General features: G+C 67.6%; 21 protein-coding genes and 1 pseudogene. 9 read left to right on the forward strand and 13 right to left on the reverse strand.

Translation table 11 applies throughout. The annotated features are described in order from the left end of the window. Positions 1-185: 185 nt before the first annotated feature. Both LN047_RS14125 and LN047_RS14130 read right to left on the reverse strand, forming a co-directional pair. A pseudogene (locus LN047_RS14125) lies at positions 186-284 on the reverse strand (hypothetical protein); the annotation flags it as partial. Positions 285-327: 43 nt separating this feature from the next. Further along, positions 328-1077, reverse strand: coding sequence for an SDR family oxidoreductase (locus LN047_RS14130; protein ID WP_373982071.1), 750 nt, complete (start codon positions 1075-1077; stop codon positions 328-330). A 102-nt stretch (positions 1078-1179) separates the two neighbouring features. On the opposite strand from LN047_RS14130, the gene LN047_RS14135 reads away from it, so the two are divergent. Continuing rightward, positions 1180-2097, forward strand: coding sequence for a LysR substrate-binding domain-containing protein (locus LN047_RS14135; protein WP_373982072.1), 918 nt, complete (start codon positions 1180-1182; stop codon positions 2095-2097). Between the two features lie 78 nt (positions 2098-2175). Further along, the gene (locus LN047_RS14140; RefSeq protein ID WP_373982073.1) at positions 2176-2976 is read left to right on the forward strand and encodes a DUF169 domain-containing protein; all 801 of its coding nucleotides are present in this window, start codon (positions 2176-2178) and stop codon (positions 2974-2976) included. On the opposite strand, the gene LN047_RS14145 is transcribed toward LN047_RS14140, so the two are convergent. Beyond that, complete coding sequence (locus tag LN047_RS14145; RefSeq protein WP_373982074.1) at positions 2967-3878, reverse strand: LysR family transcriptional regulator; 912 nt, start codon at positions 3876-3878, stop codon at positions 2967-2969. The genes LN047_RS14140 and LN047_RS14145 overlap by 10 nt on opposite strands. Positions 3879-3978: 100 nt before the next feature. On the opposite strand from LN047_RS14145, the gene LN047_RS14150 reads away from it, so the two are divergent. Together LN047_RS14150 and LN047_RS14155 are read left to right on the forward strand one after the other, a co-directional pair. Next, positions 3979-5187 carry a CynX/NimT family MFS transporter gene (locus LN047_RS14150; RefSeq protein ID WP_373982075.1) on the forward strand — a complete coding sequence of 403 codons (1209 nt, stop codon included), beginning with the start codon at positions 3979-3981 and terminating at the stop codon, positions 5185-5187. Positions 5188-5313: 126 nt separating this feature from the next. Continuing rightward, positions 5314-5982, forward strand: a complete 669-nt coding sequence (locus LN047_RS14155) for an HAD family hydrolase (RefSeq protein WP_373982076.1) — start codon at positions 5314-5316, stop codon at positions 5980-5982. Positions 5983-5996: 14 nt separating this feature from the next. Here the strand turns inward: LN047_RS14155 and LN047_RS14160 are convergent, their stop codons facing one another. The 4 genes from LN047_RS14160 to LN047_RS14175 form a co-directional block, all read right to left on the reverse strand. After that, on the reverse strand, positions 5997-7154 hold the full coding sequence (locus tag LN047_RS14160) for a nitronate monooxygenase family protein (RefSeq protein WP_062840973.1): 1158 nt from the start codon (positions 7152-7154) through the stop codon (positions 5997-5999). A 121-nt stretch (positions 7155-7275) separates the two neighbouring features. Continuing rightward, complete coding sequence (locus tag LN047_RS14165) at positions 7276-8664, reverse strand: tripartite tricarboxylate transporter permease (protein ID WP_373982077.1); 1389 nt, start codon at positions 8662-8664, stop codon at positions 7276-7278. Next, on the reverse strand, positions 8661-9197 hold the full coding sequence (locus tag LN047_RS14170; RefSeq protein WP_373982078.1) for a hypothetical protein: 537 nt from the start codon (positions 9195-9197) through the stop codon (positions 8661-8663). Before LN047_RS14170 ends, LN047_RS14165 begins: the two co-directional genes overlap by 4 nt. Before the next feature lie 70 nt (positions 9198-9267). Then, entirely contained in the window at positions 9268-10557 is a 1290-nt protein-coding gene (locus LN047_RS14175) for a hydroxymethylglutaryl-CoA reductase, degradative (RefSeq protein ID WP_373982134.1), read from the reverse strand. Between the two features lie 131 nt (positions 10558-10688). Here LN047_RS14175 and LN047_RS14180 point away from each other — a divergent pair, with 131 nt between their 5' ends. Next, complete coding sequence (locus tag LN047_RS14180; RefSeq protein WP_373982079.1) at positions 10689-12107, forward strand: PLP-dependent aminotransferase family protein; 1419 nt, start codon at positions 10689-10691, stop codon at positions 12105-12107. On the opposite strand, the gene LN047_RS14185 is transcribed toward LN047_RS14180, so the two are convergent. The 4 genes from LN047_RS14185 to LN047_RS14200 all read right to left on the reverse strand — a co-directional run bounded on the left by LN047_RS14185 (position 12098) and on the right by LN047_RS14200 (position 15674). After that, the gene (locus tag LN047_RS14185) at positions 12098-12925 is read right to left on the reverse strand and encodes an anaerobic ribonucleoside-triphosphate reductase activating protein (RefSeq protein WP_373982080.1); all 828 of its coding nucleotides are present in this window, start codon (positions 12923-12925) and stop codon (positions 12098-12100) included. The two genes, LN047_RS14180 and LN047_RS14185, sit on opposite strands and share 10 nt — an antisense overlap. Further along, complete coding sequence (nrdD, locus tag LN047_RS14190) at positions 12891-13073, reverse strand: anaerobic ribonucleoside-triphosphate reductase (RefSeq protein ID WP_056318292.1); 183 nt, start codon at positions 13071-13073, stop codon at positions 12891-12893. The genes LN047_RS14185 and nrdD overlap by 35 nt, the downstream gene beginning before the upstream one ends. A gap of 94 nt (positions 13074-13167) precedes the next feature. After that, complete coding sequence (locus LN047_RS14195) at positions 13168-15162, reverse strand: ribonucleoside triphosphate reductase (protein WP_373982081.1); 1995 nt, start codon at positions 15160-15162, stop codon at positions 13168-13170. A gap of 161 nt (positions 15163-15323) precedes the next feature. Then, the gene (locus tag LN047_RS14200) at positions 15324-15674 is read right to left on the reverse strand and encodes a DUF3325 domain-containing protein (RefSeq protein ID WP_373982082.1); all 351 of its coding nucleotides are present in this window, start codon (positions 15672-15674) and stop codon (positions 15324-15326) included. 306 nt (positions 15675-15980) lie between these two features. Between LN047_RS14200 and LN047_RS14205 the strand changes: the two genes are divergently transcribed. The 3 genes from LN047_RS14205 (at position 15981) to LN047_RS14215 (ending at position 19681) form a co-directional block, all read left to right on the forward strand. Continuing rightward, entirely contained in the window at positions 15981-16595 is a 615-nt protein-coding gene (locus LN047_RS14205; RefSeq protein ID WP_152384605.1) for a hypothetical protein, read from the forward strand. Between the two features lie 12 nt (positions 16596-16607). Next, positions 16608-18983 (forward strand): catalase, encoded by a 2376-nt coding sequence (locus LN047_RS14210; RefSeq protein ID WP_373982083.1) that lies wholly within the window; start codon positions 16608-16610, stop codon positions 18981-18983. A gap of 176 nt (positions 18984-19159) precedes the next feature. Beyond that, a complete protein-coding gene (locus LN047_RS14215) occupies positions 19160-19681 on the forward strand; it encodes a YSC84-related protein (protein WP_373982084.1) in 522 nt (173 codons plus the stop codon). Positions 19682-19731: 50 nt separating this feature from the next. Here LN047_RS14215 and LN047_RS14220 read toward each other — a convergent pair whose 3' ends face one another. Both LN047_RS14220 and LN047_RS14225 read right to left on the reverse strand, forming a co-directional pair. Next, the gene (locus LN047_RS14220) at positions 19732-20715 is read right to left on the reverse strand and encodes a Bug family tripartite tricarboxylate transporter substrate binding protein (RefSeq protein WP_373982085.1); all 984 of its coding nucleotides are present in this window, start codon (positions 20713-20715) and stop codon (positions 19732-19734) included. A 17-nt stretch (positions 20716-20732) separates the two neighbouring features. Then, a complete protein-coding gene (locus LN047_RS14225; RefSeq protein ID WP_373982086.1) occupies positions 20733-22154 on the reverse strand; it encodes a M20 family metallopeptidase in 1422 nt (473 codons plus the stop codon). Positions 22155-22268: 114 nt separating this feature from the next. On the opposite strand from LN047_RS14225, the gene LN047_RS14230 reads away from it, so the two are divergent. Continuing rightward, positions 22269-23195 (forward strand): LysR family transcriptional regulator, encoded by a 927-nt coding sequence (locus tag LN047_RS14230; RefSeq protein WP_373982087.1) that lies wholly within the window; start codon positions 22269-22271, stop codon positions 23193-23195. Position 23196 lies beyond the last annotated feature (1 nt).

Here is a 23196-nt window from a genome sequence, read left to right on the forward strand (position 1 = left end):
CAGCGACACCTGGGCGAACGTCATCCACACCTGCGCGGTATCCGATGCCTGCGCGCGATAGGTGCCGCTGGCTTCGCCCAGACGCATTGCGACGGCGGCAAACTCCCAGGCCTGGGAGTCGTCGCAGTCGACCTTGCGCCCACGATCTGCACCGGCGCGGTGGCAACGACGCCACCCGGCAGCTGGAACACGATCAGCCCACTGTCCATGTCCACCGACCACTGCTCGGCCGCATCCAGATGCCAGATCGCGCAATGCGCCGTGGTGGCGGCCTCGTGCGGCATGCGCGCATCCTGGCACCACGTGGCATCGCCCTGGCCGCCTGGCTTACAGCTGGCTCATGCCGCCGTCCGCGATGATCTCCGTGCCCACGATGAAGGCTGACTCGCGCGCGGCCAGGTGCAGCACGGTCGCAGCGATCTCCTGGGGTGTGCCGAAGCGGCCCAGCGGCACCTGCGCCTGGATGCTGGCGGCGGTCTTCTCCAGCGTGGCGGGATCCAGCCCCAGCTTGTTGTAGATGGGGGTGGCGACGGGCCCGGGGCTGACGACGTTGACCCGGATGCCGCGCGGCAGCCATTCGGCCGACAGCGTCTTGGCCAGGGAGATCAACGCGGCCTTGCTGGCGGCGTAGATCGACGATGCCGGCATGCCGATGTGGGCGTTGATGGACCCGTTGAGCACGATGGACGCGCCCGAGTTGAGCAAGGGGTCCAGCGCCTGGAGCTGGAAGTAGACGCCCTTGACGTTGGTATTGAACGTCTGATCCCAGAGGTCTTCCGTGGCGTCGGTCAGCGTCGCGAACTTGGCGATGCCGGCGTTGACGAAGACCGCATCCAGGCGCACGCCTGCCGATGCCAGGGCGCCCGCCAGCGCGGCAGCCGCGCCGGGCGCGCCGGCCGTGTTCTGGATGGCCAGCGCGTTTGCGCCCAAAGCGGCGCGGGTCTTTTCCAGGGCGGCGGCGTCGCGGCCGGTGACGATGACGCGGGCGCCTTCGGCGGCAAAGGCTTGGGCGGCCGCAAGGCCGATGCCGCTGGTGCCGCCAGTGACCAGGACGGTCTTCTGTTCAAAACGGTTCATGATGGATTCCTTGGAAAGTGGGGAAGAGGTGTAGCCATGTTGCGCCTCGCCCGGCGCTTTGTCGTACGATCTGGCGCATAAACACGTTCGAAGGAATCGCACATGTTGAGCCCAAATGAACTGGCGCTGCTGGAAGCCATCCGCGACAGCGGCAGCCTGTCCCGGGCAGCCGCGAAGCTGGGCAAGGCCCCATCGTCGGTGTCGCACGCCGCCCGCCAGCTTGAGGAGCGCTTTGACGCCCTGTTGTTCGACCGCCGGGGCTACCGGATGCAACTCACGCCCGCGGGGCAGTTGCTGGCCGACGAAGCCGGGCGGCTGGCCCAGGACATCAGCCGGCTGACGCAGCGGGTGCGGCAGGTCGCCAGCGGTTGGGAGGACCGGCTGCGCATCGTCAGCGACGAAATCCTGGAATTCGAGCTCATGGCGCCGCTCATCCAGGCATTCGACAAGCTGGACTCGGGCGTGCGGCTGCGGTTCACGCACGAGGTGCTGGGCGGCACGTGGGAGGCGCTGCGCGAGGGCCGCGCGGACCTGATCGTGGGCGCCACCAACGAACCGCAAACCATGCCGAACCTGCAGTGGGCGGCGCTGGGCGAAATGGAGTGGCTGTTCGCCGTGTCGCCGCGCCATCCGCTTGCGCGCGCCAAGGCGCCGCTGCGCCAGGACCAGATCCAGCAGCATCGTGCCGTCGTCGTCGCCGACACGGCGCGCGGCGCGGCGGCTCGCGGCTACGGCGGGGTGGGCGGGCAGGCCACGCTGGCGGTGCCCAGCATGCGGGCCAAGATCCTGGCGCAGCGCGCCGGACTGGGGGTGGGCTGGTTGCCGCGGCACCGCGCGGCCTCGCTCGTGGCGCGAGGCGAACTCGTGGAAATGGCCACGGAAACCCCGCGCGAACCGAACCTGCTGTACCTGGCGTGGCGCAGCGATCACGATGGACGCGCGCTGCGCTGGTGGCTGGACCAACTGCGCCAGCCCCGGATGGCGGCGGCGCTGATGCGGGGCATCGACGGGTTCGCCTGACGCGTTGTAGTCTTAGCCGCGTGCGGCAGCCCCGGCGCCCGGCCGGCCAGACCGCGTACAACAGTCCCAAGGACGAACATGGAAGAGACAAGACAGGAACCCCCGCTCGATTGGGCGGCGCTGGTCGACGACCTGAACCGGCTGCTGCGGCTGAAGACCACGGTCATCGGCATGAAGCTGTACGAGCACGAGGCGGACATGGCGGGCGTGAAAGGCCTGCGCCGGCCCCAGGCCACCCACACCACGGACCAGATCGTGGGCATGGCCGCGCGGCTGGGCTGGACGGTGGGCATCACGGGTGACGATCTGGTCGGCGCGCAATGCCGCGCCGTCATCGGGCTGGGCCCGCAGGACGAGGCATGGAAGCAGGGCAAGGAATACGTGGGCGTCTGGCACGCGACCGAAGCGGACGCTCGGGCGCGCCAGGAGGCCCTGTCCTGCGTGCCGGCCGGCAAGTACCGGGCGATGGTGGTGTCGCCCCTGGCATCCGGACGCCTGGACCCGCCCGACATCTGTCTGGTGTATGCCACGCCCGGCCAGATGATCATCCTGATCAACGGCCTGCAATGGAAGAACTACCGGCGTTTTGACTGGAGCGTCGTGGGCGAGACCGCATGTGCGGATTCCTGGGGCAGGGCGCTTGCCACGGGCGAGCCCAGCCTGTCGCTGCCCTGTTTTGCCGAGCGCAGATATGGCGGGGTGCCCGATGAAGAAATGCTCATGGCCCTGCCGCCGCGCTATCTGCCCATTGCCATAGAAGGCATGAAGGCGTTGTCGGCCAACGGCCTGCGCTATCCCATTGCGCCGTATGGCATTCAGAACGACGTGCGTGCAGGCATGGGCGTGAGCTACGCCCAACCGCCCAAGGGTCAGGGTTGAACGCCGGCTTGCAGCGCCGCTGCCAGCGCGCGCGCGGCCGGCCCCAGCGGCCGGTCGATGCGGTGCGCAAGATAGGTTTCCATGGCGATCTGGCTGTCGCGGCCCAGGCTGGCGGCGGGCACGCGCAGCAGGCGGCCTTCGGCCAGATCGCGCGCCACCTGCCAAAGTGGCAGGCGACCCCAACCGAGTCCGGACAGGATCAGCGCATGCTTGGTGTCCTGTCCGCTGACGCGGCATGTCTGCGGCGACAGGACGGCGAAGTCGCGGCCTTCGGACAGGGGCGACGGATCGGCTTGCACGATCTGCAGGTGATCGGCCAGGTCCGCCGCCGCAAGCGCCTGACCGGCGCGCGCGTTCTGCGCCAAGGGGTGCGAGGCGCCGACGACGGCCACCATCTGTACGGCGCCCAATGCCTGCACGGCGATGCGCGGATGCCTGAAATGCTCGCCGGCCAGAATCCCCAGCGTATGCGTGCCGGCCAGCAGCGCCTCTACCGGCCCGCCCAGCGGCAGCACCGACACGCGCAGCGACACCGAGGGATACGCGGCGCGCATCCGGTTGAGCGCCGCGCCCGCCTGTTCGATGGGAAAGAGCGTATCGATGACCAGCGACAGTTCCAGTTCCACCCCTTCGCCCAGCCCCTGGGCGCGGGCGCGCATCGCATCGACCCGCAAGAGGATGTCGCGGGCGTTGGCAAGCAGGGCCTGCCCTTGCGGCGTCATGACGGGACGATGGCCGGTGCGGTCGAACAGCGGCACGCCCAATTGCGCCTCCATGTTGGCGATGGCGTGGCTGACGGCGGATTGCACCCGCGCCAGGCGGCGCGCGGCCGCACGAAAGCTGCCCGTGTCCGCCACGGCGGCGAATACGCGCAGTTGGTCCAGGGTCAGGGCATCAATCATGTTGATCTATTTCTTCGATCAAAAACGTCAAAAGGTTATCACTTCGCTGGATTGGTTTTGCGCGGCATGATGCCGGAATTCCGGCAAAAACGAGGGCAGGATGGACAAGGTTGATGGGGTGGCGGCGGAAAGCCGCGCAGCGGGACAACATTGGGGCGCGGTGCTGGCCATCGTCGGCGCGGGCGTCGTGGCGGCGTTGCAGGTGGGCAAGGTCATCATTGCCGCGCCGCTCCTGCGCAAGGACATGGGACTGGATCTGGCCTCCATCGGCACATTGACGGCGGTGTTCTCGGTGCTGGGCATGGTGGGCGGCATCGCCGCGGGCGGCGTGATTGCACGTTTTGGCGCGCGGCGCATGCTGTTGCTAGGCTTGGCGGCCACGGCGGCGGGCACCGCGGCCGGTGCCCTGGCGCCGACCTACGGCCTGCTGCTCGGGTCGCGGATCGTCGAGGGGCTGGGTTTCCTGCTCGTCACGGTAGCCGGCCCCGCGGCGTTGCAGCGCATCGTCGCGGGCGGCAGGCGCCATTTCGCCTTCGCGCTCTGGAGCTGCTACATGCCGGCCGGGATGGCGATTGCCATGCTTGCCTCGCAGGCGTTTGACGATTGGCATGCCTATTGGTGGTGCGCGGGCATTGCCGCCGGCGTGGCGCTGGTCAGCATCGCCGTGCTCGCGCCGCCCACGCCCCGGGGAGCCAGCCTGTCGTGGCAGGGGCTGCGCCAGGACACCGCCGACACCATGGGCGCGGCCGGTCCGGTGCTGCTGGCACTGTCCTTCACGCTCTACAGCCTGATGTTCTTCGCGCTGTTCACATTCCTGCCGGTGCTGCTGATGGAGCAATTGGGGCTGACGCTTGCCAAGGCCGGCCTGTACAGCGCCATCGCCAGCGCGGCCAATGTGGTGGGCAACCTGGGCGCAGGCGTGCTGCTGGCGCGCGGATGGCGCCGGTCCACATTGATTGCGCTCGCCAGTTCGGTGATGGCGGCAGTGGCGCTCCTGATCTTCGGATCGGCGCTGCCCGCCATGACCACCTTTCTGCTGTGCGTGCTGTTCTCGGCCGTGGGCGGACTGATCCCGGCCACGCTGCTGGGCACCGCGCCGCTGGTCGCCCCGCGTCCGGCGCTGACCGCCGCATCCGTGGGACTGGTCATGCAGGGCAGCAATCTGGGACAGGTGATTGGACCAGTGGCCGTGGGCGGGGCGATCGACCGCTTTGGCTGGACGTCCGCCTCGTTCATCGTCGCGGCCGCGGGTCTGGCGGGCGTGGCGGTTGCCTGGCGTCTGCGGCGTGTGAAAGGCGTCCGTCTTTGACGCGCGCTGGCCGGCTCGCGCGCGCGGGACCTCGCCTGCTTGCGCCGCCAGGCGCAGGTCATCCGGCCAGGTCGGCGCGGTAACCCGGCTGGCCTATCATGGAGCGCACGACACGATGGAGGTTGCATGTACACGTCCGCTCCTCGCCTGGTGATCTTCGATTGCGATGGCGTCCTGATCGACAGCGAAATCATTGCCGCGCGCGCCCAGTCCCGCGCGCTGGCCGAACACGGCATCGCGATCACGCCTGAAGAGGCCGCGCAGCGCTTCGCCGGCATTCCCGATGCGGACATGTGGCGCACGTTGCAGGCCGAAAACGCCTGCTCGCTGCCTGACGAATTTGCCCGGCAGTATGCCGACCGGCTGGAACGCACGTTCCGCACCGAGCTGCGCGCGCTGCCGCACGTGCATGAAACCTTGAAGGTCTTGCGCGAACGCGGCCTGGACCTGTGCGTGGCGTCCAGCAGCATGCCGCCCAAGCTTGAGGCGGCATTGAAGATGGTGGGTCTGTGGGAGATGTTTGCGCCGCACGTGTTCAGCACAGCGCAGGTCGCCAAGGGCAAGCCGGCGCCCGACATATTCCTGTATGCAGCGCGGCAGATGCGGGCCGCGGTGCTGGACTGCGTCGTGGTCGAGGACAGCGTGCCGGGTGTACGCGCCGCCCGGGCGGCGCGCATGCGGGCGGTGGGATTCGTCGGCGCCTCGCACAACGGGCCGCAACAGCGGCAGCGGTTGCTGGACGAGGGCGCCTTTGAAGTGATCGATGATCTGCGGCGGCTGCCGGAGATCATCTGAGGGTTGCTGAGGCCTTAGGCCGCGGCGGGCATTTCGCCGTGCAGCAGGTAATCCATCAGCTCGCGCACCGAGCGCATCGCGTTGCCGAACGGCAGCTTGGATGCGCCGCGGAAGAACAGGCCGCGGCTGACCTCGCCGCGCATGGCGGCCGCAAGTTTCAGGTCGATGCAGAACTGGCCGAACTTGGCGATGCCGTCGCGCAGGCCGCATTGCGTCAGGCAGTCCATGCGCTGGCTGCAGCGGCGCGGATCGGCGCGGGTGTTGGCTTGAAGCGTGCCTTCCTGGCGCAGGTAGCGCGTGAGCCAAGGCGTGGCGACCGCGCGGGCCGGCAGGCCGGCCACGCTGGTGAATTCCGCCAGTTGGGTGGGATCGGCGTCGATCAGCACGCGCTTGAAGTTCTCGTGGGCGTCGCCTTCGTGGGTGACGGCGAACGCGGTGCCGACCTGCACGCCGTCGGCGCCGTTGCTGAGCCAGTGCCGGACCTGTTCGTGGCTGCCGACGCCGCCCGCGACGATCAGGCGGGGCGCATCGCGGCCCAACTGCAATTCACTGAAGAGGGCGTGACATTCGGCCAGCACCTTCTTGAAATCGAAACGTTCGCTGTGCAGGTCGTCGAGGCGGGCCGCGCCCAGGTGGCCGCCCGCATAGCCGGGGTGTTCGATGACGACTGCGTCGGCCAGGCGCCCCTTTTTCATCCATTTCTTCAGGACGGCGGCGACGCCCCGGGCCTCGGACAGAATGGGCACCAGCGCCACTTTGGGGAAGTCGGCGGTCATTTCGGGCAGGTCCAGCGGCAGGCCGGCGCCCATGACGATGGCCTCGGCGCCGCTTTCGCAGGCCTGGCGCACCAGCGCGGGGTGGTCGCGCACGGCCTTCATGACGTTCACCGCCACCAGGCCGCGGCCTTGCGCCGTATCCAGCGCGGCGCGCACTTCACGATGCAGGGCTTCGCGGTTGGCCGTGTCGATCGTGTCGCGGTCATTGCATTTTTCGGTTTTTTCCACGAGATCGGCGTGGTGATGGCGCAAATCGACGCTGGCAATAGTGCCCACGGCGTTCTGGCTGGCAACCGCGCCGGCCAGGCGATGGGCGGATACGCCAACGCCCATGCCGCCCTGCACGATGGGCAGCAACTCGCGTCCGGCGAGGGTGAGTGATTTGAACCACGTCATGATATGAGTCTTTCCTCTGGTCAAGAGACCAGAGGCTAGAGCAAGGTGGGGAGCGCCGCCTTGCGAAGGATCAAGTGGCGCGGCAATGGGCGGGGCTAAATGCCCGCCCATCCGTCACGCTTTATCCCAGCAGCTTGACGATCGCCGGCACCGAGAGCACGGCGGTGTAGTAGCCCATGAACTGCACGCCGGTGTTGAAACCGAACAGGCGCGACAGCAGGCCGCCGATGAGGCCCATGGTCAGGATGACGAGCAGGCCCAGGAATTGGCCTTCCCAGACGCTGATCACGATGATCAGTCCCACGAACGTGGCGATGATGGCTTCGTGGCTGACACGGCGCGAGACGAACAGCGCGGCGCGGCGCGCGAAGTTCATGGCGAAGGGATAGGACACCACCGCCGCCAGCAGCACCGCCAGCATGCCGTAGCCCAGGAATTCCCAGTGATTCAGCAGGTTGTGCAGGTTGTGCGTCTGGCCCGTTGCCGAATCCACCGTAAAGCGCGGCGGCGCGTTAAAGAGCGGCGCCGCCGGTCCCGCCGCGACGGGGCTCAGAGGCAGGCCGAACGCGATCAGCGGAATCAGGGCCTCGGCAATGTAGGTGGCCTCGGTCACGCCGTTGCGCGCGCTGAGCACCGTGGTCAGGCGGTGGTAGGCGTGCTTGATGCGCGAGCCCACCAGTTCGCCCAGCACGACGGTCATGGCGACCGGACTGAACACGAACGTGGCGCTGGAGACGGCCGCGGTGGCAAGCGTCCAGCGGGTCTGCACGCGGTCCATGACCTTCAGCGGGTTCGGAAAGTAGCCCGACCAGCCCTTCACATCGGGCGCCAGCGAGAACGTGCGCACCTTGTCGCGCATCATCTTGCCGCGGCCTTGCGGCGAGAGGACCGTGAACAGGTCGGCGATCAGCGGGCCGATCGCAATGCCCAGGAAATAGCTGATGCTCAGCTTGACGCCGTATTTGGCCGTCAGGCTTTGCAGCGCAATGATGACCATGACGAACGGCACCAGCAGCGCCACGGCTGCCCAGCGTCCCGCGGAAAAATACGCGATCAGCAATGCGGCCGCCAGGAAGATCCAGGGGGCCGACTTGGTGATGGCGGCGCCGAACGGCGCAAGCAGCACGGCAAACAGCACCGCCAGCGGCACCGCGACAAAGGCCGCCACGATGGCGCCGGATACCATCTTGCGCAGCGCAATGTGCGGCACGCCCAGTTTGCGCAGCATGTTTGCATCCTGCAGCAATGGCGTGGCCAGCGTGTCGCCTGGGATGCCCAAGAGCGCGGTGGGCACGGCGTGCGTCATGTGCTTGGCCACCGCGCCCGCCAGGAAAAACGTGAAGACGCCGGCGGGCGGCACGCCCAGCAGCACCACCAGGAGGGTCAGGGGGGCCAGCGTGGTGGTTTCGTCGGTGCCGGACACCAGGCCGATGGCGGCGAACACCACCGCGCCCAACAGGCCCATGCCGGCGGCCACCATGATTTGTTCAAGCAGTGCGGGGTCGCTCATGCCAGTGCCTCCTTGGCGGCGCCGCGCCGCGCGGCGGCGGCATTGGCGGCGCTGTCTGTGACGCCATCTGTGATGCCATCGTTGACGCCATCAGGGGCGCCAGAGGCGGCCGCGGCCGCCGGCTGTGCGAACAGGTCGTACAGATCCAGTTCCTTCAGTTCGCGCACGACCGGCTCGGGCAGGTCCGCCAGTGTGCCCAGGCCGCCCGGCTGCTCGGCCAGTTCGGCCAGCACCTCGGCGCGCCAGGCGGGATCGTGCGTGGCGCTGCGCTCGATGACCTCGCGCTTGGGCGGAAACAGCCGTGCGCAGATCACGCCGGCCAGCACGCAGCCCGCCAGCCCGGCCAGCATGGCGTAGGCGTGCGCCAGCTCGGGCGAGGCGACCATGCCGCGCAACCAGCGGCTGGCGGCAAAGAAGCCCGCCACGCTGATCGTGATTCCGATGCCGATGGCCCAGGCCAGATGCCTGAGATCCACGGTGTCGCTCCAGACTTCAGCCAGGCGCGTGGAGGGCGCCGGGAGGCTTTGTTTCATGTCTCTCTCCTGTGTTTATCGGACGGCGCGCGTTGGGGGCCGGCGCCGTCTCGGATACCTGCGTTGCGGGTTATCGGGCTGCGCGCAGTTCCTCCAGCAAGGCCAGCGCGCGATCGGTGCGGACGTCCTTTTCCGCCGCCATGCGCTTGGCAACTTCGTCGATCTCCGTGCCGGTGGCGCCGGCCACCAGGGCAATGTTGCGGGCATGCAGCGCCATGTGGCCGCGCTGGATGCCTTCGGTGGCAAGCGCGCGCAGCGCGCCCAGATTCTGCGCCAGGCCGACCGCGACGGCGACTTCGCCCAGCTCCTGCGCCGAGCGCACGTCCATGATCTTCAGCGCAAGGCGCGCCAGCGGATGGGTCTTGGTGGCGCCGCCCACCAGGCCCACGGGCATGGGCATTTCGATGGTGCCGACCAGGGCGCCGTCGGTGTCCTTTTCCCAGTGCGTCAGCGACGTGTAGCGGCCCGAGCGGCTGGCGTAGGCGTGGGCGCCGGCCTCGATCGCGCGCCAGTCATTGCCCGTGGCCACGATCACCGGGTCGATGCCGTTCATGATGCCCTTGTTGTGCGTGGCGGCGCGGTACGGGTCGATGGCGGCGAACGTGTAGGCATCCAGCACGCCTTCGATGATCTCGGCGCCGCTCCGCTCCTTGGTGTCCAGCGTCTGCGGGGTCAGACGCACGCGGGCGCGGGCCAGCCGCAGGTCGGCCAGGTTGGACAGGATGCGCAGCCGCACCGACCCGCCGACGATCTCCTCGACCAGCGGCGCCACGGCCTCGGCCATGGTGTTGACGGTGTTGGCGCCCATGGCATCGCGCACGTCGACGATCAGATGCATCACGATCATCGGACCGCGCGGCGTGTCGGGAAAGACGTGCACTTCGATGTCCTGGCAGCCGCCGCCCAGTTCGATCAGCACCTTGTCGCGGCTGTTGGCCAGCGTCAGGATGCGCTCCCGCTCGCGCAGCAGGGCCAGCCGCGCGCCATGCGGGTCGGTCAGGCCCAGCACCTGCACCTGCGCACGCATGAGGGGCCGGGTGCTGGATGTCTCGAAGCCGCCGCACTCGCGCGCCAGCTTGGCCATGAACGAAGCGGCAGCCACGACGGACGGCTCTTCCACCGCCATCGGCACCAGCACGTCGCGGCCGTTGACCTGGAAGTTGCCCGCCACCCCCAGCGGCAGCTCGAAAGTGCCCAGCACGTTTTCGATCATGCCGTCGGCGCGGGCAAGGCCCAGGGCGCCGGGCTCGGCGAGCAGGCGGCGCTCGTCTGCCGTAAGCGAGGCGGCGTCGGCAATGGCAGCGAGGCGTTGGGTGGGCGTGAGGGCCCGGAAGTTGGGCAGGCGTGAATCGGCCACGATGGCGAGTCTCCGTATAAGAATCGAGTGGCCTGATTCTAGGTAAACTGTACCGCTATTCAGAGGTACAGTTTGGGCAAACAGTACCATTGCACTGCACCAATTTTCGGCAACGCATTCACGGGGATTACAACGTGGCAGACGCCAATCCGCCTGGCAGGCCGCAGCGCCCGGCGCCCATCGCCGAAAGCCTGGCGAACCTGATCGGCCAGCAGATCGCAGACGGCGTCTATCGCGCCGGCGACAAGTTGCCGTCCTTGCGCGAGCTGGCGCAATTGCATCGCTATGCCAAGAACACGGTGGTCGTGGCATTTGAAATGCTGGTGGCGCGCGGGCTGGTCGAGCCGCGGCGCGGCTCTGGCTTTTACGTGTTGGACGTGGACCACGCGCGCCCCGCGGCGGACGAGGAACCGGGACAACTGAGCCGGGCGATGGATATCGTGTGGCTCATGCGCGAGCAGCTCAAGACCCAGCCGGACGCGGTTGCCGTGGGCGATGGATTTCCGCCGGTGGAGTGGCTGGCGGACATGCGCATGGACCGCTACCACCAGAAGGTGGTGCGCACGGGGCTCGGCGCGCTGTTCCGCTATGGCAGCCGTTTCGGCTACGCGCCGCTGCGCGAAAGCCTGGTGCGCAAGCTGGGCGATGTGGGCATCAACGCCGCGCCGTCGCAACTGGTGCTTACGCATGGCGCCAACGAGGCCATGGACCTGGTGATCCGGTATTTCCTGCCGCCGGGGTCGACGGCGCTGGTGGACGACCCTGGCTACTACCCGCTCTTTGGCAAGCTGAAGCTGGCCGGGGTGCGGATGGTGGGCGTGCCGCGCCTGCCCGACGGGCCGGACGTGGTGGCGTTGGAAGCGTTGCTGCAGCGCGAAAAGCCGCGGCTTTTCTTCACGCAGTCGATCGCGCACAACCCGACCGGCTCGGACATGACGCCGGCCGAGGCCTACAAGATCCTGCAGTTGGCAGAGCGCTACAACCTGATGGTGGTCGAGAACGATCCGCTGGCGGACTTCAAGCCCACGTCCTCGGTCCGGCTGTCGGCGCTGGATCAGCTTGAGCGCACGCTGTACATCGGCAGCTTCTCCAAGTCGTTCTCGGCGGCGCTGCGCGTGGGTTTCATCGCCTGCAATGCGGCATTGGCCAGCGATCTGGCCGACCTGAAGGCGCTGGTGCATGTCAGCAGTTCCGAATACTGCGAACGCATGGTGGACGTGATGCTGCGCGAGGGCCATTACGAGCGGCATCTGGTGCGGCTGCGTCAACGGCTGGAAGCCGCGACCGGACAGGCCTTGCAGGTGCTGGACGCGCTGGGCGCCCACGTGTTTACGCGGCCAACCAGCTCGCTGTACCTGTGGGCGGCGTTTCCGGGCGTGCCGGACTCGCTGACGCTGGCCGAGGCGCTGATGCCCGAAAAGGTCATCATGGCGCCGGGCCGCGTGTTCAGCGTGGACCCCAAGGCGGTATCGCCGTGGTCACGCTGCAATGTAGGCGCCGTGGCGTCGCCGCGGTTTCATGCCACCCTGGCCGCGCACCTGGCTCAGCGATAGGCAAATTCCTCGAAGGTTTGCCGCAGCTCGGCCTGCGCCTGGTTGCTGAGCGCGCGCGCGACCGGGGCGCCGGGCGCGGCGCGTGCCGCCTGCACCGCAAACTGGCGCACGCCGCGGCGCGAGAGTTCGCGCGCCAGCGTCATCAGGCGCGGTTCGTCCAGCCAGTCCGGATGCCAGGTGATGCGGCATTCGAAGTCCGTGCCTGCCGATAGCAACTGCGTCAGGCACGCGAGCGCCGGGCGCTGCGAGTCGCGACGGCTCGTGATGTCGTCATAGCCCTTGGCGTCCGCCTTGATATCCATGCCCACCCAGTCCAGATGGCGCAGCACGTCGGCCAGCCGCAACGGGTAGATGCCTGCGGTGTGCAGGCCCACGCGGTAGCCCATGCGTTTGATGTCGCGGATCATGGCGGGCAGGCGCGGTTCGCTCAAGGGCTCGCCGCCGGAGAACACGACCGCATCCAGGAGGCCCTTGCGGGTTTCAAGGAAGGCACGGACTTCGCGCCAGTCATAGCGGGCGGCGCGCGTCTGCAGCTCGGTGTTGTGGCAATAGTGACACCGCCACGGACAACCCGAGATGAAGACGACCGCCGCCAGCTGGCCCGGCCAGTCCACGGTGGAAAAGGGCACCAGCCCCCCAACCGCGGGCGAATGCCGGGGCAGGGGCTGGATGACGGGTTGGGGCGGCGAGGCATAGGCTGGCCGGTCTGTCAGCAGGCGCACGGCCTGGCTGGCGGGCCGGCCGGCGCCGCCGGCCAGCGAAGCGCCCACGGGCGAGCCGCCTTCAGGCACTGCGTTCGACGAAGAAGCGGCGCTCATTGAATTCGCCCTGTTTGCCGGTGTTGAAGGAAGAAACCGGGCGGTGGTAGCCCATCACCCGGGTCCAGACTTCGCAGCGCACGCGCTGGCTGTCGTCCAGTTGGACGGCGGGAGCGGACGTGGCGGCGGGGGCGGTCAAGGTTTGCATGAGATTTCCTTGGGGAGTGAATGCCGGACGCATGCCCGGCGGGTGAAGGACCGCGCGCGCCGGGAGGCCACGCGCCGGTCCGGGGCCGGAAACGCTACGCCGGGGTGCAGCAGGCCGATTGCTTGGCCAGCAGCTCCACGTCGCACTTGGGGCAGAACTCGTGGTGCCCGGCCAGATAACCGTGATTCGGGCAGATCGAGAACGTGGGCGTGACGGTGATGTAGGGCAGGCGGAAGTTGGTGAGCGCGCGGCGCACGAGCTGTTTGCAGGCCTCGGCGGTGGACACGGCTTCGTTCATGTACAGGTGCAGCACCGTGCCGCCCGTGTACTTGCTTTGCAGCGTTTCCTGCAGTTCCAGCGCGTGGAAGGGATCGTCTGTGTAGCCCACCGGCAACTGGCTGGAGTTGGTGTAGTAAGGCTGCGCGTCCGTGCCCGCTTGCAGGATGCCGGGATAGCGCTTGCGGTCTTCGCGGGCAAACCGGTATGTGGTGCCTTCGGCGGGCGTGGCCTCCAGGTTGTAGAGATGGCCGGTCTCTTCCTGGAATTCGGTCATGCGCTGGCGCACGCGATCCAGCAGGCGCACGGCAAAGGCGTGGCCGGCGGGCGTGGTCACGTCTTCGGCGTCGTCGGTGAAGTTGCGGATCATCTCGTTGATGCCGTTCACGCCCAGCGTGCTGAAGTGGTTGCGCAACGTGCCCAGGTAGCGGCGGGTGTAGGGGTAGAGCCCCTGGTCGATGTAGCGCTGCACCACCTTGCGCTTGGTTTCCAGGACATCGCGGCCCAACGCCAGCAGATAGTCCAGGCGTTCCATGAGCCGAGCCTCGTCGCCGCGGCACGTATGGCCCAGGCGGGCGCAGTTCACGGTCACCACGCCGACCGACCCGGTCTGCTCGGCCGAGCCGAAGAGCCCGTTGCCGCGCTTCAAGAGTTCGCGCAGGTCGAGCTGCAGGCGGCAGCACATGGAGCGCACCATGTGCGGTTCAAGGTCGGAATTCAGGAAGTTCTGGAAGTAGGGCAGCCCATAGCGCGCCGTCATTTCAAAGAGGCGCTCGGTGTTCGGGTGGTCCCAGTCGAAATCCGGCGTGATGTTGTAGGTTGGGATGGGGAAGGTGAACACGCGGCCCTTCGCGTCGCCGGCCATCATGACCTCGATGTAGGCGCGGTTGATCATGTCCATTTCGGCTTGCAGGTCGCCGTAGGAGAACGGCATTTCCTCGCCGCCCACGTACGGGATCTGGTCCTTCAGGTCGGCCGGGCAGGTCCAGTCGAAGGTCAGGTTGGTGAACGGCGTCTGTGTGCCCCAGCGGCTGGGCACGTTCAGGTTGAAGATCAGTTCCTGGATGGATTGCTTGACGTCCGCGTAGGTCATCGCGTCGCGGCGGATGAAGGGCGCCATGTAGGTGTCGAACGAACTGAATGCCTGCGCGCCGGCCCATTCGTTCTGCAGCGTGCCCAGGAAGTTGACGATCTGGCCGATGGCGGCCGACATATGCTTCGGGGGCGTGGATTCGACCTTGCCCGGGATGCCGTTGAAGCCTTCGGTCAGCAACTGGCGCAGCGACCAGCCGGCGCAGTAACCGCTGAGCATGTCCAGGTCGTGGATGTGGATGTCGCCCTCGCGGTGGGCGTGGCCGGCTTCGGGCGTGAAGACGTTGGACAGCCAGTAGTTGGCGGTGACCTTGCCGGCCACGTTCAGGATCAGGCCGCCCAGGCTGTATCCCTGGTTGGCGTTGGCATTCACGCGCCAGTCGCGCTGTTCCAGATACTCTTCCATGGCGCTTTCCACGTCGACCAGCGTGTGGCGCAGGGAACGCAGGCGGGCGTGCTGCTCGCGGTGGACGATGTAGGCGCGCGCGGTGCGCCAGTGGCCCGCCTGGACCAGGGCATCCTCGACGCGGTTCTGGATGGTTTCGACGCCGGGGCAGACATTGCCGTCCAGCTTTGCGATGACGGTGCCGGTCAGGGCGCGTGCGCCTTGCAGGTCCAACTCCCCGGTGCTTTGGCCCGCCGCCGCCATGGCTTGCGCGATCTTCTCGCTATCGAATGCAACGACGCGGCCGTCGCGCTTGAGGATGTGTTGGATTTCCATTGTTGGCACCATATGTAGTGGAGTTCGAAAACTCTACCACCACATATGGTGCTAAATGGCCGGCATCTGGACGCAGGTTGACCGGCGTCAAACAGACAAAATGGTTTGCGAAATTGCGCAATGCGGCGATGGGCCGCGGCCTGGTGCTCAGTAAAACGCCGTCAAAACCCGAGGCCGACGCCCACCAGGGATATCGCCACCGCCAGGGCGGCGGCGCCTGCGGCAGGCCGTGGCGTCCAGGACAGTTTGCCAAACCACAGCAGCGCGCCCGCGCAGAGCCAGCCCAACCAGACGGACATGCCCAGTGCATCGCCCCACAGGCCGACGCAAGGCAGGATCGCCAGGCCCATCAGCAGCGCGCCAGCGCCGCGCAGCACGCGCGTGTGGGCCGCGCGGGGATTGCGCGTCCAGACCTGGTGGTAGTGGCGGGGGGTGGCCAGGGCCAGGCAAGCCATGCCGGCGTAAGTCAGCAGCAAGGCCATCGCGATGGCGCAGAGGTCATTCAGGGTCATGCGGCTGCACGTCTTGCGCAAGTTGCCGATCCTGTGTGAGGGCGCGGCGCGCTGGCGCTTTGATGGGTAACGACCCTGATTCTACGGGAATCGGCGGCGCGTCCGGCGCGCGGGGCTTTGTATTTTCTTCCGGGCGACGTGGACCGCGTGCGGATCGGCAGGCCCCCGCGATGCCCCGCGAGGCCCGTCTGCGCGGCGTCTGCGCGCGCTTTGCCATCGCAGGAACGGCAATTGCTGGATTCGCGCCTCCATCCGGAACGATCGCCGCGTGCGGATCGTTGATGACCTACCACAAGGAGCCCAACCATGAAGCGCAAAGCCGGAAACGCCGATCAGATCAAGGAACTGCTGTATCAGGCCCTGGAAACCGAAATTGGCGGCCTCGCCATCTACGAGACCGCGGTGTCGTGTGCCATCAACGAAGACCTGAAGAAGGAATGGCTGGGCTATCTGGAAGAAACGCGCACGCATCGCCGCGTGCTGCTGACCGTCTTCGAGCAACTGAAGCTCGACCCGCAGGCCAAGTCGCCGGGGCGCGACGTGGTGCGGCACTTGGGCGAATCGTTGGTGAAGGCCATGAAGATGGCCATTTCGGCCGGCGATCCCGAAGCCGCGCAGCTCGTGGCCACCGAATGCGTGGTGCTGGCCGAAACCAAGGATCACGCCAACTGGTCGTTGATCGGGTTGATTGCCGAGCAGCAGTCAGGCGAGCAGGCCAAGATCCTCAAGCAAGCCTACGACGCGGTGGCGACCGACGAGGACCACCACCTTTATCACACGCAGGGCTGGTCGCGCGAACTGTGGATCGAGTCGCTCGGCTTCCCCGCCGTGCTGCCGCCGCCCGAAGAAGTGAAGAAGGTCGAGACCGCCATTGGCGCATCCCGCGCCGAACAGGCGCGCGACTCGATGCTGACCCATTAAGGAGAAAGACTCATGGCAAGCAAAAAGCCAGCCAAGGCCGGCCAGGGCGGTGCACTGGACACCGCCTACATGAACACCGACAGCGGTCCCGCAAGCGGTCCGGCCGGCAAGCCGAGCCACCCCGCGCTCAAGCGCGCGGCAGCGGTAGGCGCCACCGTGGGCGCCATGCCCCATAACACCAACAAGGAAGCCGAGTACGGCGAGCAGGCCGCGCGCTGCCCGTACGCCGGCGCGCACGTGGGGGCCGTGGACCCCGCCGTCGGCGCAAGCTCGCTGTCCGAAAAGGAAGTGTCGGACAAGACCGGCGACGCCGCGACCCCGGGCGTGAACCGTGTCGACGGCCAACTGCCGCGCGTGCGCGCGGACGGCGGCGGCCAGGAACTGACCACCAATCAGGGCGTGCGCGTCAGCGACAACCAGCACTCGCTGAAGGCGGGCCTGCGCGGGCCGGCGCTGCTGAAGGATTTCATCCTTCGCGAGAAGATCACGCACTTCGATCATGAGCGGATTCCCGAGCGCATCGTGCACGCCCGCGGCTCGGCGGCCCACGGCTACTTCGAGTGCTACAAGCCGCTGACCGACCTGACCGCAGCGTCGCTGTTTGCCGAGGCCGGCAAGCGCACGCCGGTGTTCGTGCGCTTTTCGACGGTGGCGGGCGAGCGCGGGTCCAAGGACACGGCGCGCGACGTGCGCGGCTTTGCCGTCAAGTTCTATACCGACGAGGGCAACTGGGACCTGGTGGGCAACAACATGCCGGTGTTCTTCATCCAGGATGCGATGAAATTCCCGGACCTGGTCCACGCGGTCAAGCCCGAGCCGCACCATGGCATGCCGCAGGCCGCGTCCGCGCACGATACCTTCTGGGACTTCGTGTCGCTCATGCCCGAGTCCACCCACATGCTGATGTGGGTGATGTCGGACCGCGCGATCCCGCGCAGCTACCGCATGATGCAGGGCTTTGGCGTGCACACGTTCCGGTTCGTCAACGCGCAGGGTGAATCGCGCCTGGTGAAATTCCACTGGAATCCCATCCTGGGGACGCACTCGCAAGTGTGGAACGAGGCGGTCAAGGTGTCGGGCGCAGACCCTGACTATCATCGCCGCGACCTCTGGGAAGCCATCGACGCGGGTCATGGTCCGCAATGGGAACTGGGCGTGCAGGTCTTCACGGAAGACCAGGCCGAAGGCTTCAGCTTCGACGTGCTGGACGCCACCAAGATCGTGCCCGAGGAACTGGTGCCGATCGTGCCCATCGGCCGCATGGTGCTGGATCGCAACCCCGACAACTTCTTTGCCGAGACCGAGCAGGTGGCCTTCTGCGCCGCGCACGTGGTCCCCGGCGTGGACTTCACGAATGACCCGCTGCTGGCTGGCCGCATCCATTCCTACGTCGACACGCAGATCTCGCGCCTGGGCGGCCCGAACTTCCACGAGATCCCCATCAACGCGCCGCTGGCGCCGGTGCACAACAACCAGCGCGACGGCATGCATCGCCAGACCATTCATCGCGGCCGCGTGTCCTACGAGCCCAATTCCCTTGCCGGCGGCTGTCCGTTCCAGGCGGGAATGGACGGCTTCGTGTCGTTTCCGGAGCCGGTGACGAGCGACGAACTGCGCGGACATCCGGAAAAATTTGCCGAGCACTACAACCAGGCCACGCTGTTCTACGACAGCCAGACCGCCTGGGAACGCAAGCACATCATCGACGCCTTCGCGTTCGAGCTCAGCAAGGTGACGGTGCCGCAGATCCGCGAGCGCATGGTCGCTTCCCTGCGCAATGTGTCGGACGAACTGGCGCAGGGCGTAGCCGATGAAATCGGCATGCCCTTGCCGGATCCCTTGCCGCGCGCGACGAAGAATCCGCCCAAGTCCGAAGTGCAGGTGTCGCCCTCGCTGTCGCTGACCGCCCGCCCTGGCGACGGCGGCGTGGCGACGCGCAAGGTCGCCATCCTGGCGGCGGAAGGCGTGGATGGCAAGGCACTGTCCGCCGTGGCCGACGCGCTCATGCAGGCAGGCGCCGTCGTGCGGCTGGTGGGCCAGCGCATTGGTCCGATGCAGACGGGCGAGGGCGGCGCGTTCGATGCGGATGCGTCGCTGGACAACCATCCTTCCGTGGTGTTTGACGGCGCGGTGGTTGTCGGTGGCGCCGACGCCGTGCAACGCCTGGCGGCCGACGGACGGGCGCTGGAGTTCCTGCGCGACGCCTATCGCCACGGCAAGACGCTGATGGGTGTCGGCGACGGCGTCCAGGTGTACGCTGCGGCGGGCATCGACCCCGATCCGAACGATGGCGGACTGCTGCTGGGCGGCGAGGATCCGCAAGCGTTCATTGCCGCCTTGGGCAAACATCGCCATCCGGAGCGGGAGACGACGCCGCCCAAGGTATGAGGGGCGCGGCAGTACGGGTAAGCAAGGACCATTGACACCCGCGGGACGCCTCTCGAATACTGAGCCGGCAGGTCGGGCGAGCGCATCGGGCGCTCGCCCTGTCTAACCGGGGAGGCCGTATGAACCGAGCGTCCGTGTTGCCTGTGAAATTCGTTGGCTGGCTTTGTGCCAGCCTTTTGTCTTTTTCCTCCCTGATCGGCGTTGCGCCGTCCGCGCGGGCGGCGTCGGCGGCGGAGATAAGCGCCGACGCAACGGCGGCGCTGGAGCAGCTTTATACGCAGGACCCCCGCATCCGCCAACTGGGCGACAAGGCTGTTGCGGTGCTGGTGTTTCCCAACATCATCAAGGGCGGTTTCCTGGTGGGTGGCGAGCGCGGCTCGGGCGCCTTGATCCGGCGCGGTCAGGTCGAGGGCTTTTATTCGATCTCGGCGCTGTCGTTCGGACTGCAGGCGGGGGCGCAACAGTTCTCGTACGCGCTGTTCTTCATGAACGAGCCCGCGCTGGCGTATCTGAACCAGAGCGACGGCTGGGCGCTGGGCGCCGGCCCGAGCCTGGTCGTGGTCGACCAGGGCTACGCTGCCAGCATCTCGACCACGACCCTGACGCAGGACGTGTACGCGGTGCCGTTTGGCGAGCAGGGCCTGATGGCGGGGATGGGGCTGGAAGGATCCAAGATCAGCAGCATGGTGCCGGATTGATGGCGCGGCACGCAAAGCAGGCGGGACGCCGGTAGCGTCCCGTGTTGCGGTCACTCAAGCGTAATGCCTGCGCGCTGGGCGACGGCGCTGAATCTGGCGATCTCGATCGTGATCTGGTCCCTGAAGGCCTGGCCGGGCAGGAAGACGGGATTGAGCGACAGGTCCGATACGCTCTTGCGCACTTGCTCGTCGTGCATGATTTCCGTCATGGCCCGGTTCAGCGTGTGCATGACGGTGGATGGCGTCTGGGCCGGCGCGACCAGGCCGTACCAGCCCACGAACGACACATCCGCCATGCCGGCTTCCGCGAAGGTCGGCACGTCCGGCAATTGCGGCATGCGCTGATCGCCGGTAACGGCCAGCGCGCGGACCTTGCCGGCGCGCGCCTGGGCCGCCGACGCCGACACCGTGTCCACGGCCAGGGCGATCTCGCCGCCGATCAGCGCGGTGATGAGCTGCGCGCTTCCCTTGTAGGGCACCGGCACCATTTTGGCGCCGGCGGCCTGGGCGAACATTTCGCCGGTCAGGTGGGGGGCGGATCCCGGTCCGAACGTGCCGTACATCAGGCCGCCCTTGGCGGTCTGCTGGCGCGCGAGTTCGGCGGCCTCGTGAGGCGTGGCCGCGGGCAGAGAATTCTGCGCCAGCAGCACGACAGGGGCCATCGCGACGATGCCCACGTGCTCGAAGCTGCGCACGGGATCGTAGGGCAATGCGGGCTTGAGTGCCGGCAGGACGCTGTAGGTTGTGCTGCCCGACAGCATCAGCGTGTAGCCGTCCGGCTTGGCGCGGGCGACCGCTTCGGCGCCGATGAGCGTCGACGCGCCGGGGCGGTTTTCAACGATGACGGGCTGGCCGAACTTACCCGACAGCTTGGTGGCAAGCAGGCGCGCCACCGCATCGGTGGCGCCGCCGGGTGTGAAGGGGACAACGATCTTGATGGCCTGGTCCGGATAGGCCGCGTGGGCGTCTTGGGCGTGGGCGGCGGTGGCGGCAAGCGTCAACGCCAACAGGGCGGTGCGAAATCTGGCGATCATGGCGGGGCTCGGTCTTGTCAGGCGTAAGTGGACGATTGGGCGCAGGCTTGTTCGAGGACGTCGGCGCCCTGGGTTCCCAGGTCCCAGAACAGGCCGGCCATGATGGCCAGGCCTTCCCGGGCGACGCTGCCCAGCAGATGCTCGTTGGGCGCGTGCTGCGCGCAGGCGGGGTAGGAATGCGGGACCCACAGGGTGGGCAGGCCGAGCTGGTCGGCAAAGATGTCGTTGGGCAGGGAGCCGCCCAGGTTGGGCAGGAGCGCCGGGCGCTTGCCGGTGGTGTGTTCCAGCGAGGCGGCGGCCCAGCGCACCCACGGGGTGTCGGGCGACAGGCGCGTTGCGCCCGCCTGCATGCCTATGCGCACTTCCACGTCGGCAAGGCCAAGCTGGCGCAGATGATCGACCACATGATCCTGCAGGCCGCGCCAGTCGGTGCCCACCACGAAGCGCAACTGGCACCAGGCCACGGCTTCGGGAGGAATGGCGTTCACGGGCTTGGCCGGGTCGCCCGCGCCGAAGGTCAACACGTCCAGGCTGTTCCAGCCGAACACCTTTTCAGGGGAGGTCAGGCCGGGTTCGCCCCACCACGTGTTGATGGCCGGATCGTCTTCGCCGCCACCGACCTCCAGGTCGGCCAGCGCCTGGGCGACCACGTCGGGGATGGGCGGGGGGCGCAGCCCGGGGACGGCGATGCGCCCGTTGGCGTCCACGAGTGAGCTGATGGCGTGCGACAGGCGGATGGCCGGATTGGCAAGCAGTCCGCCCCAGTTGCCGGAGTGGTAGCCGCGGTCCCGTGACCGCACCCTGAGTTCGAAATTGATCGCACCGCGCGAGCCCATGAACAGCGTGGGCCGGGCGGCGTTCAGGCGCGGTCCGTCGCTGGCGATGAAGACGTCGGCGGCCAGGAGATTGCGGTGCGTCTTGCAGAAATCGGACAGGCCCGGCGAGCCGGCTTCCTCGCCGGTTTCGATGAGCCAGATTGTATTGAAACCGAGCGCGCCGCCGCGCGCATCAATGACGCGGGACAGCGCTTCAAGGTTGATCGAATGCTGACCCTTGTTGTCGGCCGTGCCGCGCCCGTACCAGCGGTCGCCTTCGACCTTGAGCTGCCAGGGGTCGCGGCCGGACTCCCATTTGGCGGCGTTGCCCCGCACCACGTCGCCGTGGCCATACATGAGGACCGTGGGCAATTCGGCCGCTTCGATGCGGCGCGCGACCAGGATCGGCAGGTCCACCCCGGCCGGATTCGCGTGCACCTCACAGGAAAAGCCCAGCGCCGACAGGCGCGGAACCAGTTCGTCCTTCAGGTAGGCATGCTGCGCCGCGGCCTGCGTGGGCACTTCGCTTTCGGTCGCAAATGCGACCCGGCGCGCCAGGGTGTCCAGAAGGGCGCCGCTGTCATACGCTTGTACGGCGTGGAGAATGGCTTGCTCGCGGGTCATGGCGGTTCTCGGTGCGGGAGTTGGAAGCACAAATTTATTGCGCTTCTTAACGTGCCACAATTAGATATTTCGCACTTTTGCGTTGCTTAAATGGCATGTCTTCGGGAGCCCGCCATGATTTCCCTAGGCCTCAGATATTTCCTGGAAGTCGCGCGCTGCGGATCGATCGCGGGCGCGGCGGCGGCCCTGCACGTGGCGGCGTCCGCCGTGAGCCGGCAGATCGCCAAGCTGGAGGACAGCTTGGGCATCGTGCTGTTCGAGCGCCAGGCGCGCGGCATGGAGCTCAGCGAGGCAGGCCTGCAACTGGCCGCGTACGCCCGGGCCGCCGCCCTGGAGGCCGAACGCGTCACCACCGAGATCCGGCGGCGCAGTGCGCTGGGCGACGTCACCATCCGGCTAGCCTGCAGCGAGGGCTTCGCGCACCGTTTCATGCCGATGTGCATGGCCGACTTCAAGCAGATGCGGCCCGAGGCGCGCTTTCATCTGCAGGTGGATCGGCCGGAAGAGGTGATTCGCCGGATTCTGGAGGGACTGTCCCAGATCGCGCTGCATTACACGGTGGCGCAGGACGATCGGCTCAAGACCGAGCTGCTGACCCGGGCCCCGGTGTACGCGGTGATGTGCCGGCGGCATCCGCTTGCCAGCCGCCGCACGGTCAGCCTTCGCGACCTGGCGGAGGAGCCGGTGTCGGTGGGCGATACCGGCACGACCGTCCGGCAGTTATTCGACAACGCCTGCGCCAACGCCGGGCTGCACATCGAGCCGGCCTACGTATCGAACAATTCGGCGGCCTTCCTGCCCATGCTGCCGGGCAGCCGCATCGTGGCGCTGACCGGCTACCTGACGCTGATGGGCGACCCGCAGGGGGCTGCGCTGGCCGCGGTGCCCTTCAGCAACCCCGAGATGCGCCAGCGCAGCATTCAGGCGGTGACACTGCAGGGGCGCACCTTGCCGCCGCTGGCCAAGGAGTTCCTGGAGTTCATGGCTCAGCGGCTCACCGCCACGCCCCGCGCGCCGGATGCGGACAAGGGCGACGCGTGAG

The organism is Achromobacter sp. JD417 (assembly GCF_041879325.1).
Lineage (GTDB): Bacteria > Pseudomonadota > Gammaproteobacteria > Burkholderiales > Burkholderiaceae_B > Achromobacter > Achromobacter mucicolens.

What these genes read in the sequence shown, in the direction of transcription:
- LN047_RS14150 (WP_373982075.1), top strand. Translation starts at nt 3,979, where the DNA reads ATGGACAAGGTTGATGGGGTGGCGGCGGAAAGCCGCGCAGCGGGACAA.
- LN047_RS14200 (WP_373982082.1), bottom strand. Translation starts at nt 15,674, where the DNA reads ATGACCCTGAATGACCTCTGCGCCATCGCGATGGCCTTGCTGCTGACT.
- LN047_RS14205 (WP_152384605.1), top strand. Translation starts at nt 15,981, where the DNA reads ATGAAGCGCAAAGCCGGAAACGCCGATCAGATCAAGGAACTGCTGTAT.
- LN047_RS14145 (WP_373982074.1), bottom strand. Translation starts at nt 3,878, where the DNA reads ATGATTGATGCCCTGACCCTGGACCAACTGCGCGTATTCGCCGCCGTG.
- LN047_RS14155 (WP_373982076.1), top strand. Translation starts at nt 5,314, where the DNA reads ATGTACACGTCCGCTCCTCGCCTGGTGATCTTCGATTGCGATGGCGTC.
- LN047_RS14230 (WP_373982087.1), top strand. Translation starts at nt 22,269, where the DNA reads ATGATTTCCCTAGGCCTCAGATATTTCCTGGAAGTCGCGCGCTGCGGA.
- LN047_RS14210 (WP_373982083.1), top strand. Translation starts at nt 16,608, where the DNA reads ATGGCAAGCAAAAAGCCAGCCAAGGCCGGCCAGGGCGGTGCACTGGAC.
- LN047_RS14160 (WP_062840973.1), bottom strand. Translation starts at nt 7,154, where the DNA reads ATGACGTGGTTCAAATCACTCACCCTCGCCGGACGCGAGTTGCTGCCC.
- LN047_RS14225 (WP_373982086.1), bottom strand. Translation starts at nt 22,154, where the DNA reads ATGACCCGCGAGCAAGCCATTCTCCACGCCGTACAAGCGTATGACAGC.
- LN047_RS14135 (WP_373982072.1), top strand. Translation starts at nt 1,180, where the DNA reads ATGTTGAGCCCAAATGAACTGGCGCTGCTGGAAGCCATCCGCGACAGC.
- LN047_RS14220 (WP_373982085.1), bottom strand. Translation starts at nt 20,715, where the DNA reads ATGATCGCCAGATTTCGCACCGCCCTGTTGGCGTTGACGCTTGCCGCC.
- LN047_RS14170 (WP_373982078.1), bottom strand. Translation starts at nt 9,197, where the DNA reads ATGAAACAAAGCCTCCCGGCGCCCTCCACGCGCCTGGCTGAAGTCTGG.
- LN047_RS14130 (WP_373982071.1), bottom strand. Translation starts at nt 1,077, where the DNA reads ATGAACCGTTTTGAACAGAAGACCGTCCTGGTCACTGGCGGCACCAGC.
- LN047_RS14140 (WP_373982073.1), top strand. Translation starts at nt 2,176, where the DNA reads ATGGAAGAGACAAGACAGGAACCCCCGCTCGATTGGGCGGCGCTGGTC.
- LN047_RS14185 (WP_373982080.1), bottom strand. Translation starts at nt 12,925, where the DNA reads ATGAGCGCCGCTTCTTCGTCGAACGCAGTGCCTGAAGGCGGCTCGCCC.
- LN047_RS14195 (WP_373982081.1), bottom strand. Translation starts at nt 15,162, where the DNA reads ATGGAAATCCAACACATCCTCAAGCGCGACGGCCGCGTCGTTGCATTC.
- nrdD (WP_056318292.1), bottom strand. Translation starts at nt 13,073, where the DNA reads ATGCAAACCTTGACCGCCCCCGCCGCCACGTCCGCTCCCGCCGTCCAA.
- LN047_RS14165 (WP_373982077.1), bottom strand. Translation starts at nt 8,664, where the DNA reads ATGAGCGACCCCGCACTGCTTGAACAAATCATGGTGGCCGCCGGCATG.